The organism is Leptospira mayottensis 200901116, assembly GCF_000306675.2.
Lineage (GTDB): Bacteria > Spirochaetota > Leptospiria > Leptospirales > Leptospiraceae > Leptospira > Leptospira mayottensis.
On the sequence record NZ_CP024871.1, the window covers coordinates 1,116,991 to 1,133,664 of the forward strand.

4 protein-coding genes and 1 pseudogene are annotated in these 16,674 nt (G+C 42.8%); 1 reads left to right on the forward strand and 4 read right to left on the reverse strand.

Annotated features, from left to right (window positions below; translation table 11 throughout):
* Window position 1: 1 nt before the first annotated feature.
* A complete protein-coding gene (locus LEP1GSC190_RS05005; protein ID WP_237578338.1) occupies window positions 2-7,177 on the reverse strand; it encodes a TIGR04388 family protein in 7,176 nt (2,391 codons plus the stop codon).
* 265 nt (window positions 7,178-7,442) lie between these two features.
* Here LEP1GSC190_RS05005 and LEP1GSC190_RS05010 point away from each other — a divergent pair, with 265 nt between their 5' ends.
* On the forward strand, window positions 7,443-8,828 hold the full coding sequence (locus LEP1GSC190_RS05010; protein ID WP_117344681.1) for a DDE-type integrase/transposase/recombinase: 1,386 nt from the start codon (window positions 7,443-7,445) through the stop codon (window positions 8,826-8,828).
* A 143-nt stretch (window positions 8,829-8,971) separates the two neighbouring features.
* Here LEP1GSC190_RS05010 and LEP1GSC190_RS20990 read toward each other — a convergent pair.
* From LEP1GSC190_RS20990 to LEP1GSC190_RS05030, 3 genes and pseudogenes are all read right to left on the reverse strand, one after another.
* Window positions 8,972-9,315, reverse strand: a pseudogene (locus LEP1GSC190_RS20990) (hypothetical protein); the annotation flags it as partial.
* Window positions 9,299-9,832, reverse strand: coding sequence for a leucine-rich repeat domain-containing protein (locus tag LEP1GSC190_RS05025; RefSeq protein WP_117344682.1), 534 nt, complete (start codon window positions 9,830-9,832; stop codon window positions 9,299-9,301). The pseudogene LEP1GSC190_RS20990 and the gene LEP1GSC190_RS05025, both read right to left, overlap by 17 nt.
* A complete protein-coding gene (locus LEP1GSC190_RS05030) occupies window positions 9,832-16,521 on the reverse strand; it encodes a hypothetical protein (RefSeq protein ID WP_420844287.1) in 6,690 nt (2,229 codons plus the stop codon). Before LEP1GSC190_RS05030 ends, LEP1GSC190_RS05025 begins: the two co-directional genes overlap by 1 nt.
* Between the last annotated feature and the right edge of the window lie 153 nt (window positions 16,522-16,674).

The window sequence follows — 16,674 nt, forward strand, 5'->3', positions numbered from 1 at the left end:
TTCACCAATTGTCATTGTATTTGATTTGATATACTTTACTGAAATCCATTGGCTTAGGAGTTCTATCTTTTCTGTTATTATTAAGATCATGCCATTGACCATCTTTACCTCTCGCTATGTTTTGCCAGTGATTTGCATTTCCGTCGCCTGTCGTGTCTGTAAACACGATCGCATTGTTTGCCTTGCTTCGGTTCAAAATGTCAACCTGGGATCGCGTCACATGGACTTCACCGCTCGCCGGATTTTTCAACGTATTGAGAGTTCCACTCCAGTGACTTCCCACACCCAAAGAAGGGGCTTTCATTCCTCGATAGTCACTGTTCGTCATTCCGATATTTCCCAATTGAGCTTGGGAGAAATAATTTGTTTTAGTATCCGCTCCGAGATAGTTGGAATGCGAATTCACAAAACAAATCGCCGCCGTCGTAGACGAACCTAAATCATAACTCGAAATCTTGTTGTTCAAAATCAGATCTCTAACTTGGCCATATCGGCGATAATCTTCCAGACCACTCGTTACCTTAGCAAGATCTTTTTTCTCGTTAGGAGTCAATGTTCCATACGCTTCTTTCTCTTTCAGCTCAATCATTCTTCCCATCAGTTCAGTCCGATTGTCCGCATTCTCCCCTTTGTATTTAAATGCGTCTCCCGCCTTCATATCATTCATTTGATGATTCACTGCTTCGATTTTTAGCAAAAGTATTTCATTGTATTTGTCGTTTTTCCCTCCCCCAGAATTGATAGCTTTGTATTCCGCATCTAAGGCCGCTTTTTGATCTTTGAGTTTGTCCAACTTCATCTTGTCGCCCAAACTCATATTCGCCTCGTTCTCAGAAATCTTACTTCTCCTCAAATCGATTTCTGAGGTAAACTCTTTGTGCAGCTTTTTGTCCTTACCTTGGTTCGCGCTATACGTTTCATCTATTTTCTTGCTCAAGTTCTCAGCGGCACCATCTCTGTTTTGAAAACGCTCGTATTGGTTGATTTCCAACTTGGTTGGATCAATTCCAGATCCTTTGTTTTTTCCATCGTTGTCAATGTCACCGTGGTTTTGAGAGTAGTCTTCTTCTCTTCTCTGCGTAGCATATCCAACCGCGTCTAACGCAGATTTTCCTTGTTCAGAATTGTTCCTATTCTGAGCAGCTCTGGAATCCGCTTCTGCTTTCGCTGCTTTGTATGCTTTCTCTTCATCGGTATCGGCCACACCTTGAGCGAGAGCGTTGTTCATTGCAGACTCGGCAAGAAAGTTACTGTTACTGGTTAAACCGCTCTGAGCATTGTAGTTGAATGCATTGGTTCCCCCCGAGTTTAAGCTGAGTGTAACACCCGTGTGTTCGTTCCAAGAAAGTCCTCCACTGACTCCGCCGTATTTACCGCCTTTACCTTCATACGAACCGTATTGGTCCGTAGATACATCCGCTCCCCATCCTCCAAACTCCGAACGAGAAAGTGTAGCACCAACTCCCGGAAGAACCACGTTGTTGTTTCTTGAAATTCCCACGCTAGTGCCAAAGCCGTCTTGTCTGTTGTAGCTCATTCCCAAGTTGAGAGTGCTGGCATACGATCCTGTGGTTCCGTTTTTACCCATTCCGAGTCCGAGGCCCGCTGAACCGGAAATTCCTCCTTGCTGACTGTAGTTTAAGCCTGCGTTAAAGCTTAAGGCGTTTGTTCCTGCTTGTAGTCCTACGCTTCCTCCGAATCCTGTTTGTTCGTTGTAGCTGAGTGTGGCTCCAATTCCAAGGCCTTCTGCAAGTTTGTAACCTCCGCCAACACTTGCTCCGAATCCGTCCGCGTAGCTGTAGCTACAATCAAATCCGATTACACCTCCCGTAGATATGCTGGCTGCTGTTCCTGCTACGCTCACTGCTCCGGCTAACGCACCTAACACACCTCCTTCGGTGGCGCCTTCCGCTATCTTGTAGGCCGCGAGTGCCGCCATGGATGTTCCAAAACTAAACACTGCTCCGACCACTGCTGCTACCGTAACTACCGTGTCGATCGTCTCTCGATTCTCGTAGGCTTCCTTTCCGATATGATCCGCAAACTTGTTCACTTGTTTGCTTAACGCATTCGTTTTGTTAAAGTGCTCAACTCTGTTTTCCAACTGCTTTACAATTCCAGGTTGAATCGCGTTAGCAATCAAACCTCCTCCCGAAGCCTTTAACACTCCTAACGCTAACGAGGGGAACGCCGTTATGCCGCCCGTCGATAACACACCTACCGTTCTTCCCATGTTGTAGGAAAAGCTCTTTGCCATCTCATGAGTTGCTTCTTTCTCCGAAATCTTTTGGTTTAAATACCAAGCAGGAATTCCTGTAACTTGCGAAATCGCTTCCGTTGTAACGCTCTTCTCGTATGCCTTCATCGCTTGTTTCATGTTGGAACCGCCGACAAGGGCTCCCACAAAACTTGCAGGCAATCCGCTTGCTTCCGCAATCGCTCCGGTTACTCTGCTTTGCACTTCGGATTTAATGGCTTCATGAGGTTTTTGTCCTCCGCTCATTCCGCTTAATACGTTAAACAGAAATCCTTTTTTGTCTCTTTCTTCGTCGTTTTTCTTGGCTTGTTTTTCCAGATCGGCTTGCACGCCTTGCAAATACTGGGAATACTTCTGATTGACGACGCTCAGTTGTTGTTCTGCAAAACCGGTTCCCAATCCTTTCAAGTTGAAATTGTAGCTCAACTTACTCAGATCAAATTCTTCGGTAAACGCCAAATGTTGCATTCCGTAGTTTACTTCTACAGGAATCCCTTTGATGTTCACGGTACCTTTCAATTCTCTCTCTCCTACAAACGTAGTGTCTATCGTAGGTAGGGATTCATATTCCGGTTTTCCATTTTTGGGAACACTTCCTTTTGTTGCCATTTTAGGAATATGCGAACTTCCTGATTCTCCAAAATTGTATTGAGATCCCTTTTCGTAATACGTCATCGATCCTAACATTTCTTGACCGAATGCATATCCCAACTCTTTCTGCAATCCCTGAAACGCTATCAAGTAACCGTCCCGGTTCTCTTTGTACAGCTCCTTCTTGTAATCCTCTATCTCCAGATTCTGTGCGTATTCTTCTTTGATCTCGTTTGTCTTGTTACTGAACTGAGCAAACATCGTCTCTACGTTCTTTTGGAGATTGTCGATGTAGTTTTTAACTCCCAGTACCATTTCCGCGTTGAATCTTGTCGCGTTTGGATTCATCATATCCACGCTCAAGTTTCCTGGATTGAATTTTGTGTCTATTCTAATATATTGATATTCTAAATCGGGAGAATAACTCGTGCTCTTCATCGCACTGCCGTCGATTTCAATTTCTCCGCTGTAGATCTGTCGATACGCGGATATTCCTTCTCCATCCGTTCGGAAAGAATATCCTGCGTCTCGGAGATATTTGTAATCTTCTCCGTTCGTCAGAGCTTCGAGGAGTGTCTTTTGAAGATTTGAGCTTCTTTCTTCATTGTCTTTTTGAAGTTTCTTTGCGTAGTCGTCTAAGTATTTGGACACTGCGCTGTTTGCTGCCAAGTTGATTGCCTGGCTGCTTCCTTGGAGTAGGGTTTGTAATGCATTCAAATCGTTTTGGTTTGTCACAAGTGAATTCATGTGGGCAAGTAGTTCGTCTGCCTTTTTTTGTTTTTCTTCCAGCTCTTTCTCTTGTGCTTGTATGTATTGGCTCACTCCGTTTGCGCTTACTTCTTGTGGGAGTGTGCTTTGTATGCTTGCGATCATTTCTTGGAGTCCATCCAAGAGTCCTTCTCCGATATTACGGTTTGCTAATTCTTTGGATTCGAGTAGCAACCGTTCTACTCTTTGTTTGTTCTCTTCTCCTTGTTTGTTTAGGTTTGTCGCTGTTTGGATCATTCCTTGGATTTGGTTGTAACTTTCTCCTTCGGAAATAATTCCTGCTACAGCGTTTTTTCCTTCTTGGATTTGTTTGTTGATTTGCGTGCTATTTTGAAAGTTTTTGTTGAGTAGGTTATCTCTGTAACTTAGGAAAGAATTTTTGGTATATGTCAATCCTCGGTTGTCTATTTCACTCGTAATTTCTTCTCCTAACGAATAGTATTTCTTTTTTAAATATCCTAAAGCGTTGTTTTTTTCTCTCACCGCATAACCAGTGTAAAGTGCTGCTTCATCGAATTTTGCTTCGCTTCTTGCTTTGTCTGCTAACTCTTGATATCTTTCGGATTTCTCAAAGTATTCGTTTGCTGTTTTTAGATATGTGATCTCTTCGTCGACTACTTCTGCTTGTAACGTTGTTGCGACTGCAATGTCTGCGATCATGTTCGTATACAAGGTTTCTTTTGCTTGGCTTGTGTTGTTGCGACCGTTAAAGTTAAATCCTCCGTTGGTTCCATTGATTTCATTTTGCCAAAACGTTTGGTTTTGTCCGCTCGTTGTAATTTGGGTTTGGAGTGTTTGCAACTCTGTATTGTCTACGATATATGCCCCGTTTCCGTAAATCGTTTGTGCCAGTGCATTGATTCGATTACTTGCGCTGAGTTCTGCTGTTTTGTAGGCTTCGCTTCTTCCAAAAGAATCCGCGATTGTTTGAGAGAGGTTGGCTCCTTGTCCGTTCCAACTTGTTTGGTTTTGCAGGTTTGTAATTGCTTGTTGCATTACGTTTCCTGCCGCTGCATATTGATACGTTTGATACAAACCTGTTGCCGCGTTGTAAAGCCCGGTTGTATTTGTTTCTGAGTTTGTAATTTGTGTTTGTAGTTGGTTTGCTTGTGAGGTTGCGTTTGTTTGGAATTGTGTTTCTCCGTCAGTTGCAGTTACCGCTTGTTGTAATATATCTTTTGCGGATAAATACCAATTTAACTCTGCTTGTTGAAAGATTGATATTGTGTCGTCCCAGTTTTCTTGTCCCGTTCTGTATTGGCTATTTGCGTTATCCGCGCTTCCTGCAATTCCTGCCATTTGGTAACCGTAAACTTCTGTGACCCAGGCTCCTCTTGCCGCCTTCATGAGATTAATCTGATTATCATAGTTGGAAATTGTAGATTGTTTCGTTTGTTCCAGTTCTAATAGTTTTGCTTGGTATTCTTCTTCGTATGTTTGCGATCTTTCTTCCCAGTCTTTCAACGGATTGACGAGTGACAAAAACGTGGATGCAATATTTGTAAACTGTGTTTTCATACTCGTCCAAAAGTTCTGGTTTGCTTGCATCGCAGAGTCTATGTATTTGTATTTGGTTTGAACCTGTACTTGTTCGATCAATCCAAGAGAATTGTACCAATTCGAGTTATTTAAAGCGCTTCCGCCTAACCACACTTTTGTTTCAAGCGCAACGCTTGAATTTGAAACTGCATTCCCCGCTTGGGAAGACAATCCAAACGCAGTGTTGTAATTTCCATAGACCGCGTTTCGTATTTTTGTGTTTGTCGCTATTTGATCTTTTTGTGCCTGGCTAAAACTTTCCGTTACCGAGGTGGAATAACTGTCGTCCGTATGCCATTGTCTGCTATAGCCGCACATTACTCCAAACGGAGCTCCGGTACAATCAGTTAAGTCTAACGCGTAGTGGCCGGTTCCTCCAAGGCAAGTTCCTCCTACATCCGATCCGTTACACGTCGCTTCGTAATGTCCTGCGCTGTAGTATCCCGTGCTGTTGTTGGGGACTACAGTATAGGATTGAACCGGTGCATTCTCTCCGTTCCATCCAAAATTTGAACATGGATAGGATATCCAAGTTATCCATCCGAATGGAGATCCGGACGCCTGAGTCTGGCAACTTTGGTATTGTTGATTGAGTTCCGCGTAATTCGGATTCATTACCGTATATGGATCAAAAGTGCTTACCAAAACTCCGTTTTGAAAACCTCCGTTAGTCGCACCCCAACCATATACGTTTCCGTCGTTTCCATACGTGATCGCTCGTGGTCCGGTAGACAGGTTGTTACAAGAACTACTTCCACTACAACTTAAGCTTGCGGTTGCCACTTCTTTTTTAAACTCTAGGACTTGAGTCGCATACGTCTCCTGCCATTTGGTTATATTCCAGTAGTCGGCTTTTGCGGTTGCGTTTGTTATCTGACTTTGGAAAAAATTTCCTAGTGTTTGCGCTAACGTGCCGAGGGATGCGTTAGAATTCAGAGCCTCCTGTAGATCTTCCAACAATTCGTCCATGTCCCCAAACACGGACGTCAAACTCGGATCACTTGATGCATTTGTTTTCAATTGATTTTCTTGAGAACGTATATTTGTAATTGTGGATTGAAGCGCGTTTCTCATTTGGCTTTGAGCGTTTGCAATCAATTGTTTGTTTGCCAACCACTGGGCTTTTGTTTGTTCGATTCCATTCAAATAACTTAATTTATCATTTTCGAGTCCTGTAATTGATTGATTCCATTGCAGGATTCCATTCTGGATCGCATTTAAGGAATTCTGTTCCCAGGTGTTTTGTTTGTTAAGTAAATCCTGCCATTTAGAATCCCAGAGCTGGGTTCCTTGGTAATAACTCTGTGCCGCTTGTGCGGGGTTTGTTGCTTGGGCGGCAGGAGTAGTGGTTACAGTTTGTACGGTCGGATTGATCGTATTCACCGCATTTGTGTTCGTCGATGTTACGTTGTTCGATGTGTTTTGAGATAATGTCGCTAAAAAGATTTGTAACTCTGCTTGTATGTATGCGTTTACGTCTGCGATCCATTGGTTCTTTGCCTGTTGTTTCTGCAGTTCCAGTTGTGCTCTTACAGCGTCTTTGTAAACGTTTACGTTATTCACCGTGTCCGAGTTATTCACTCCACCCACGATCGATTCTATCTCCGCGTTGACTCCCGTTTCCCAAGCGGCTTCTAAAACTTGTTCTCCGTTGTTCACCGAATTTAAAAACGTTCCCGAATCCGTGGCTCCGGCTTTTGCCGCGTCCACGTAAGGTTTTAATTCGTCGTTTGCAAATTGTTTTGTCGATCCGAGTGTCGGCACACTTTGAGCGTCCAGAGAACTGGAGGACAAAAAACTGAAAACGGTCAGAGGTATGACAAAGGATATATGAAACGAAAAGATCGTGATTAAACTGACGATCTTTGTTTTAAAGGAAAAACGATTCGGAGAACTGACGACTGAGCACGGAAAACTGGGGACAGTGGGGCGAATTTTTCTTCGCTTCCGCGAAGAAAAACCGCGCTCTTCGCTCCAATCTGCATCGCAACATGTTAGCATTTCCGTATATTCCAGTTTCATCCTTCAATTCATGTTGCGTCGCAGGATTTCTGCTGCGATCGCTTTCGCTTCGTAGTTCGATGTTTGGTCTTTAAAACTCAAAAGCTGAATTCCAAACCCGTGATGCAACTTTTCCCCCGTTTCCGTCCTCTAAAGACTCGAACAAGATTGAAAAAATTTGTGATTTGTGTCAATTATCATATCACTGACAAATAACAAAAATTAGGCGTTCAGCAAAAAAAGATTCATATTGTGATGAAAATATTACGATGTATTCACAGATAACATGCAGACAGCGACCCATTCATCAGTCATACTTCCTACAATCCCTAAAAAAAACAGGAATTCATACGATACATTCTGGAAATTCAATGTCGCTAACGGCGTTATTACTTCCGAGCAGCTCAAAGGGTTACCGAAATCCACCGTTCACTCTCTAAAAAACAAAGATCCAGATTCCTTTCGTCATATCTACGGGTTTCGGTTTAACGGGATGGAGCCGAATCTTCAAAGAGAAGCTAACTACCTTTCCATACGCTTGGAAAACTCTCTTACCCTTCAAAAAGGGATCATCGCTCTTGCAAAAATCAAACTATGTCTTCTTCAGATCAAATCTCTTCCGAAAAAGATGAAAAACTCAATTCAAGTTAAAGAAAAAATCGTCCGTACCATTCAAAGAGTAAGGGACGACCTTGGATTCGAAAGAACATTAAGGAAGTTTCATATCTCAAAGTCCACTTTTCACAGCTGGTTTTTCCAAGTGCGGTTCCGATGTAGTAGTTCCTGGGAAAAACTCTGCCACAAGCGGTTTGTCGGTCAGATTTCAGTCAAGGAAATCGATTCTTTAAAAAATCTTCTTTTGGAAAAAGCTACTTTGTTTTGGCCTCTTTCTTCCATTTGGGGATACGCTAGAAAAAACGACATTCTGCATTGCAGCTTATCTTCCTTTTACAAATGGGCGAGAGTGATTCGTCCCGAACTCTTTTCGAACAAGTTTAAGAAGCTAAAGAAAGAAGGTTTTAAAACCTACCGTCCCAATGAAGTTTGGCATTGCGATATCACTCAGTTTGTCACCAAAGACAACGTCAAATCTCATATTTACATCTTGATTGATAACTTCTCTAAGATGATTTTAGCGTTTAGAGTCGCTCCCCAAGTCGACAGCGACATCTGTGCTTCGTTAGTCGAGGAAGCCATTTCCAAGTATCAAACCTCTTTTTCCAAATTGACCTTGCCCGATCTTTTTCCTTTAATCAATCTCAATCTTTCTAAAGAATCTTCTTTCGTTCATTTGATGACCGACGGGGGGCCCGAAAATCAAGGCTCTCTCGACAGAATCATTTTTGATTACGAGCTTCCAATCAACAAAATTACCGCAGGTAAAGACGTTTCATTTTCTAACAGTCCCATCGAGGCAATCCACAAAATCACAAAGTATCAGTGCCTTCATCATTTAGATATTCCTAATAGACAATCTTTGATTCAAAAATTGTCCGAATGGATTCCCATCTACAACGATCAACGGCCCAACAGAGCCGGCCGTTATCTACTCACTCCTTCCGAAATCTTTCGCGGTAAATCCATTGATTCTAATTTGCTAAACCAACAATCGAAAGACGCTAAAAAACAAAGATACCTCCTTAATAAAGTTACATCCTGTGGAGTTTGTTAGAATACAGGTTTCAAATCCGGTAATTAACCCAATCATCATTTACACTTTTATAATGTGATGTCTCTCTTCACATCATCCCTGCAACTTTCATGCCGGTTCACTTTTGTGAACCGTTTAGTCCAGTTTGCACTCGGAATGTGCTCTGCACCAAATCCGTCTCCTTCGTTGTAACTGAGTGCTAAGCCCGTTCCACTTTGAGAAGTAAATCCCGCGTTTCCACTTACACTTCCTGTTTTACTGTTGTAGCTGAGTCCTGCATTGAATCCGCCTTTTGTTAAACCGACATCCACCGATGTTCCACATTCAGAGGGCAGAAGACTGAAGGGGAAGGCTTTCCCCTCGCTTCATACCGAGCTTGCTGTCTTTCTAATTTACAAATGTCTAATTGTATTTCCAAGCTCGGTATTCCGCTACCCCTTCGCCGGGCTATCTCCTTGGTTCCATCCCCGGAACCCTGTTTTGCCTTGGAATCACTGAGTTGTAACACCAGCCTTCGGCAATCCCTTTCTCAGCTTTTTCAATCCTTGTTCAGAAATATTCGTCAAAGATAACTCCAACGTTGTCAGTTGTTTCATTTTCAACAAATGAGGAATACAACCGTCGTCGATTTCTTGAATGTTGTTTAAAAATAATTTAGTAATCGTTTTACTTTTAGAAATATATTCAATCCCTTTGTTCGTAATTTTATTTCGTCCTAAACTTAGATCGTCTAACTTTGGGAGTGTGGAAATTTGTTTCAATCCTTCATCTGTGATTTTGGAATCATCTAAGGTTAGCGTTTCTAAATTTGGGAATACAACAAGATATTGCATTCCTTCATCCGTCATTTCCTTCATTCCTAAACTTTCAATCTTTTCAGGTTTCATATCTAAATTGTATTTTTTGAATTCAGGACTGATGGAACTGTAATACTCGTATGCTTTTTCTTTCAGACTTTTTTCCGCAAAAATTCCCATAGTTCCCGCCAATCCTAAAATTAAAATCGCCATCAACTTCGTTTTCATCAATTTCCTCCAGTTAATAAATCTAATGCTTTCTTCTTGTAATGACTTGTATAGTCAAAAGCGGGCAATCCTTGAGATTGTCTCACCTCTGGACCAAACGTCACACCTTGAATAAACCCGGTGTGTGTTTCCGCGTTGTCTACTTTTGTGTGCATATGGTATGCCGGTGCTGACAACATTCCATACCTCGGACTATTCTTGTCGTTGTTAATCGATACGGCCATGTTTCCTGTAATTCCTGTATATCCGATCGGTGTTCCATACGGCAATGAAGTTCCTTTTTTGAGAGCATCATACGCTACGTCCGGCATTTGATTCATTACATGTCTGTGATATTCTACAATTTCTTTTCCGTTAATCACAGTTCGAGTTGTAATTTCATTTCCGCCTAACTCCATTGTTTTTATACGCGTAATCTTAAACGTCCCGCCTTCCGGACCCCAAACCGATTGAGCGGATCCTTTCGGTGCGTGATAATCTCCTGATGTTATTCCATTGAGGCTATCCGTATGCAGTTCTGTTTGAGTCCAAGGAGACCTCACTCTTTCATTCGGATTGGTTGGAATCAATTTGCTATCAGCACCAGTTGCTTCCGTTCTGTAATACAGTTTGCCGGTTTTTTCATTTCGGATTAAATTTCCTCCGCTTACTCCAGATTCCAATTCCATGTTGATTAGCTTTTTGTGATAATCAGGATGCATACTTACATCGACTTCGCCTTTTTGCAAATAAGGCTTTTCACTTCTTTGTTTGTCTAAGTGATTTGATATTGCATCTTCACCAACTCGCAAGTGACGATCGGAGGCGCTTTCGGTTGAGTCCGACGCACCATATGCAGCACCATCTCCCGCATTCTCATGATGAAGTGGTTTCATACTCAACGATTCGCCTTTTCCAAATCCAAACGCGTTCTTAGCACCATCCCAAGCACTTGAGGCAACTCCGACAACGCTGTCGATTGCTCCATCGATCTTGTTTCCTACCCAATCCAGACCGCCGCCTAACGTCTCAGCCGCCTTGCCCAGAATGTGATCCAGGATTCCATCCTCTTCTCTTCTTTGAGTTTCAACGCCCATACCTGCGATCGCCGCTGCACCAGATTCTTGATTGTTCCTATTTTGAGCGCCTCTGGATGCTTCTTGCGCATCTGCGTCTTCTTTCGCTTTTCCTGATATAAAATCGGCTTTCCACTTGTCGGCTAAAAAGTTTGTGTTTGCCTGGAATCCACCTGACTCACTCCAGTTTCCTGCGTTCACTCCTCCCGATGCGTTAAGCGCTGCTGATACTCCATCTCTTTGATTGAAACTTAAAGTTCCACCGGCTCCTTTCATTTGATTTGCAAGTGAATCTTTCGGTTTGTTTTTGTCTCCAGGAGCTTCGTATCCGATGTTTCCACCGACACCACCTTTCTCGCTCCAACTGATTCCGCCATTGACTCCATTACTAAAACTTTTACTAAGGCTTGCACCAAATCCGTCTCCTTCGTTGTAACTGAGTGCTAAGCCCGTTCCACTTTGAGAAGTAAATCCTGTGCTTCCACTTACGCTTCCTGTTTTACTGTTGTAGTTTAGTCCTGCATTGAATCCGCCTTTTGTTAAACCGACATCCACCGATGTTCCACCTCGTTCTGAGATGCCGACGCTCACTGTGGCAGGTCCATATCCGACTCCTACGCTTGCACCAAATCCGTTCTCTGCGGAGTAGCTGAGGCCTACGTTAACCGCTCCTCCTGTAAAACTTTTGACAGCAGCTCCTGCAGCTCCACCCACAGCACCGACGAGCGCACCTTTTAATCCTCCGCTTGCAGCTCCTGTGGCGGCACCCAGGCCTGCACCCACTGCCATAGCGACCATCAGAGAAGCTCCGCCGGTGAAGGGCGCTGCCGCTACTGCTACCACTGTTGTCACCATTTGGAACTCTTGGCTTTGATACCATTGTTCTTTCGGTTTGTTCATCTTCTCCATCTGATTGGAGATAAGCCATGTAGGTAATCCGGTTGCTTTCGAAATTGCGTTTACGGTCTCGTCTTTGACATACGCTTTCACTGCGTCTTTCATGCTACTTCCACCGACAAGTGCCCCTACGAGACTTGCAGGTAATCCAGTTGCTTCGGCCACGGCTCCCGTTATGCGGCTTTGTGCTTCCGACTTCACCGCTTGGGTAAATCTTTGTCCCATGCTTCCGGATCCGCCGTTCATTCCATTCAAAATTGTAAATAGAAATCCCTTGCTTTCCTTATCCGCGTCATTCGCCTTTGCTTGTTTCTCGATTCTATTTTGAATGTCTTCGGAGTAGACGGCATATTTTTGATTTACGTTCGAGAGTTGACTCTCTGCGTTTTGAGTTCCCACTAACTTCAAGTTGAAGTTGTAGCCTAAATTCGATATATCAAATCCGGATGTTACGATCAAATACTGCATTCCGTAGCTAATTTCTACAGGTATGCCTTTGACGCTCACCGAGCCTTTGAGTTCTCTGCTTCCTCCAAAAACTGTGTCGTCAATGTTTGCTCCTTCATACATCGCTTTGCCGATCTTCTTCATATCTCCGCTTTGGCCTTTGAAACTTTCTGTTCCGAAGTTGTATTTCGATCCTTGTTCGTGATAATTTTTGAGTCCTCCCATTTCTCCTTCGAACATGCCTTTCAAGTCGCCTGGTAAAGCTTGAAAGGAGGCTACCGTTGTATCCCGATTTTCTTTGTAGAGTTCCTTTTTGTAGTCTCGGATTTCTTGATTCTGTGCGTATTCTTCTTTGATCTCGTTTGTTTTGTCGCTGAACTGAGCAAACATCGTCTCTACGTTCTTTTGGAGATTGTCGATGTAGTTTTTAACTCCCAGTACCATTTCTGCGTTGAACCTTGTCGCGTTTGGATTCATCATATCCACGCTCAAGTTTCCTGGATTGAATTTTGTGTCTATTCTAATATATTGATATTCTAAATCGGGAGAATAACTCGTGCTCTTCATCGCACTGCCGTCGATTTCGATTTCTCCGCTGTAGATCTGTCTGTAAGCGGATATTCCTTCTCCATCCGTTCGGAAAGAATATCCTGCGTCTCTGAGATATTTGTAATCTTCTCCGTTCGTCAGAGCTTCGAGTAACGTCTTTTGAAGTTGGTTACTTCTTTCTTCGTTGTCTTTTTGAAGTTTCTTTGCGTAGTCGTCTAAGTATTTAGATACCGCGCTGTTTGCTGCTAGGTTGATTGCTTGGCTGCTTCCTTGGAGTAGGGTTTGTAATGCATTCAAATCGTTTTGGTTTGTCACAAGTGAATTCATGTGGGCAAGTAGTTCATCTGCCTTTTTTTGTTTTTCTTCCAGCTCTTTCTCTTGTGCTTGTATGTATTGGCTCACTCCGTTGTTAGATATCTCTTGTGGGAGTGTGCTTTGTATGCTTGCGATCATTTCTTGGAGTCCATCCAAGAGTCCTTCTCCGATATTACGGTTTGCTAATTCTTTTGATTCTAAGAGTAGTTTCTCTACTCTTTGTTTGTTTTCTTCTCCTTGTTTGTTTAAGTTGGTCGCTGTTTGGATCATTCCTTGGATTTGGTTGTAACTTTCTCCTTCGGAAATAATTCCTGCTACAGCGTTTTTTCCTTCTTGGATTTGTTTGTTGATTTGTGTGCTATTTTGAAAGTTTTTGTTGAGTAGGTTATCTCTGTAACTCAGGAAAGAATTTTTGGTATATGTCAATCCTCGGTTGTCTATTTCACTCGTAATTTCTTCGCCTAACGAATAGTATTTCTTTTTTAAATATCCTAAAGCGTTGTTTTTTTCTCTCACCGCATAACCAGTGTAAAGTGCTGCTTCATCGAATTTTGCTTCGCTTCTTGCTTTGTCTGCTAACTCTTGATATCTTTCGGATTTCTCAAAGTATTCGTTTGCTGTTTTTAGATATGTGATCTCTTCGTCGACTACTTCTGCTTGTAACGTTGTTGCGACTGCAATGTCTGCGATCATGTTCGTATACAAGGTTTCTTTTGCTTGGCTTGTGTTGTTGCGACCGTTAAAGTTAAATCCTCCGTTGGTTCCATTGATTTCATTTTGCCAAAACGTTTGGTTTTGTCCGCTCGTTGTAATTTGGGTTTGGAGTGTTTGCAACTCTGTATTGTCTACGATATATGCCCCGTTTCCGTAAATCGTTTGTGCCAGTGCATTGATTCGATTACTTGCGCTGAGTTCTGCTGTTTTGTAGGCTTCGCTTCTTCCAAAAGAATCTGCGATTGTTTGAGAGAGGTTGGCTCCTTGTCCGTTCCAACTTGTTTGGTTTTGTTGATTCGTTAATGCTTGTTGCATTACGTTTCCTGCCGCTGCATATTGATACGTTTGGTAAAGTCCGGTGGCCGCGTTGTAAAGCCCGGTTGTATTTGTTTCTGAGTTTGTAATTTGTGTTTGTAGTTGGTTTGCTTGCGGAATTGCGTTTGTTTGGAATTGTGTTTCTCCGTCAGTTGCAGTTACCGCTTGTTGTAATATATCTTTTGCAGATAAATACCAGTTGAGTTCCGATTGTTGGAAGATTGATATCGTATTATCCCAATTCTCTTGTCCGCTTCTGTATTGGCTATTTGCGTTATCCGCGCTTCCTGCAATTCCTGCCATTTGGTAACCGTAAACTTCTGTGACCCAGGCTCCTCTTGCCGCCTTCATGAGATTAATCTGATTATCATAGTTGGAAATTGTAGATTGTTTCGTTTGTTCCAGTTCTAATAGTTTTGCTTGGTATTCTTCTTCGTATGTTTGCGATCTTTCTTCCCAGTCTTTCAACGGATTGACGAGTGACAAAAACGTAGATGCAATATTTGTAAACTGAGTTTTCATACTCGTCCAAAAGTTCTGGTTTGCTTGCATCGCAGAGTCTATGTATTTGTATTTCGTTTGTATTTGAACTTGGTTATTCAATCCCAACGATCCATACCAGTTGGAACTATTTAAAGCGCTTCCTCCCAAATATACTTTGGTTTCAAGAGCCACACCCGATCCGGCCACCGCGTTCCCAGCTTGGGAGGATTGTCCAAATGCAGTGTTATAACTTCCGAATATTGCATTTCGAATATTATTGTTGTTTGTTATCTGTTGTTGGTTGAACGTCCCGCTTGCAAATACTGTATAGTTTTGGTCGATAACTGTGTCTCGGGTATATCCGCAGAATTCGAATCTGTCACCACAATAGACACCGTTGGACTCGTAACCTCCAAATCCACCGACACAAGTTCCGCCGAAATCCCATGCTTGACAACTGATTTGGTAATGTGAGTTTTCAATATATGCGGACGAACCATATGAACCTTGGCCCACCGTGCCGGTTTCATCCGATTGATAGACCAAAGAACCGCTGCTCGCTCTCCATCCATATACACTTCCATTACTGTTGTATACGATCGATCGATTCCCACTGGCTACGTTGTTACATCCTGATCCTTCATAATTCGTACAGCTTATGGAAGAGTTCCCCACGATCTGAGAATACGCAACCGTCTGTGTCGCATACGTCTCTTGCCATTTGGTAATATTCCAGTAGTCGGCTTTTGCGGTTGCGTTTGAAATCTGACTTTGGAAAAAATTTCCCAGTGTTTGCGCTAACGTGCCGAGGGATGCGTTAGAATTCAGAGCATCCTGTAGATCTTCCAACAATTCGTCCATGTCCCCAAACACGGATGTCAAACTCGGATCACTCGATGCATTTGTTTTCAATTGATTTTCTTGAGAACGTATATTTGTAATTGTGGATTGAAGCGCGTTTCTCATTTGGCTTTGAGCGTTTGCAATCAATTGTTTGTTCGCCAACCACTGGGCTTTTGTTTGTTCGATTCCATTCAAATAACTTAATTTATCATTTTCGAGTCCTGTAATCGATTGATTCCATTGCAGGATTCCATTCTGGATCGCATTTAAGGAATTCTGTTCCCAGGTGTTTTGTTTGTTAAGTAAATCCTGCCATTTAGAATCCCAGAGCTGGGTTCCTTGGTAATAACTCTGTGCCGCTTGTGCGGGGTTTGTTGCTTGGGCGGCAGGAGTAGTGGTTACAGTTTGCACAGTCGGATTGATCGTATTCACCGCATTTGTGTTCGTCGATGTTACGTTGTTCGATGTGTTTTGGGATAATGTCGCTAAAAAGATTTGTAACTCTGCTTGTATGTACGCGTTTACGTCCGCGATCCATTGGTTCTTTGCCTGTTGTTTCTGCAATTCCAACTGAGCTCTTACAGCGTCTTTGTAAACGTTTACGTTATTCACCGTGTCCGAGTTATTCACTCCACCCACGATGGCTTCTATCTCCGCGTTGACTCCCGTTTCCCAAGCGGCTTCTAAAACTTGTTCTCCGTTGTTCACCGAATTTAAAAACGTTCCCGAATCCGTGGCTCCGGCTTTTGCCGCGTCCACGTAAGGTTTTAATTCGTCGTTTGCAAATTGTTTTGTCGATCCAAGCGTCGGCACACTTTGAGCGTCCAGAGAACTGGAGGACAAAAAACTGAAAACGGTCAGAGGTATGACAAAGGATATATGAAACGAAAAGATCGTGATTAAACTTACGATCTTTGTTTTAAAGGAAAAACGATTCGGAGAACTGACGACTGAGCACGGAAAACTGGGGACAGTGGGGCGAATTTTTCTTCGCTTCCGCGAAGAAAAACCGCGCTCTTCGCTCCAATCTGCATCGCAACATGTTAGCATTTCCGTATATTCCAGTTTCATCCTTCAATTCATGTTGCGTCGCAGGATTTCTGCTGCGATCGCTTTCGCTTCGTAGTTCGATGTTTGGTCTTTAAAACTCAAAAGCTGAATTCCAAACCCGTGATGCAACTTTTCCCCCGTTTCCGTCCTCTAAAGACTCGAACAAGATTGAAA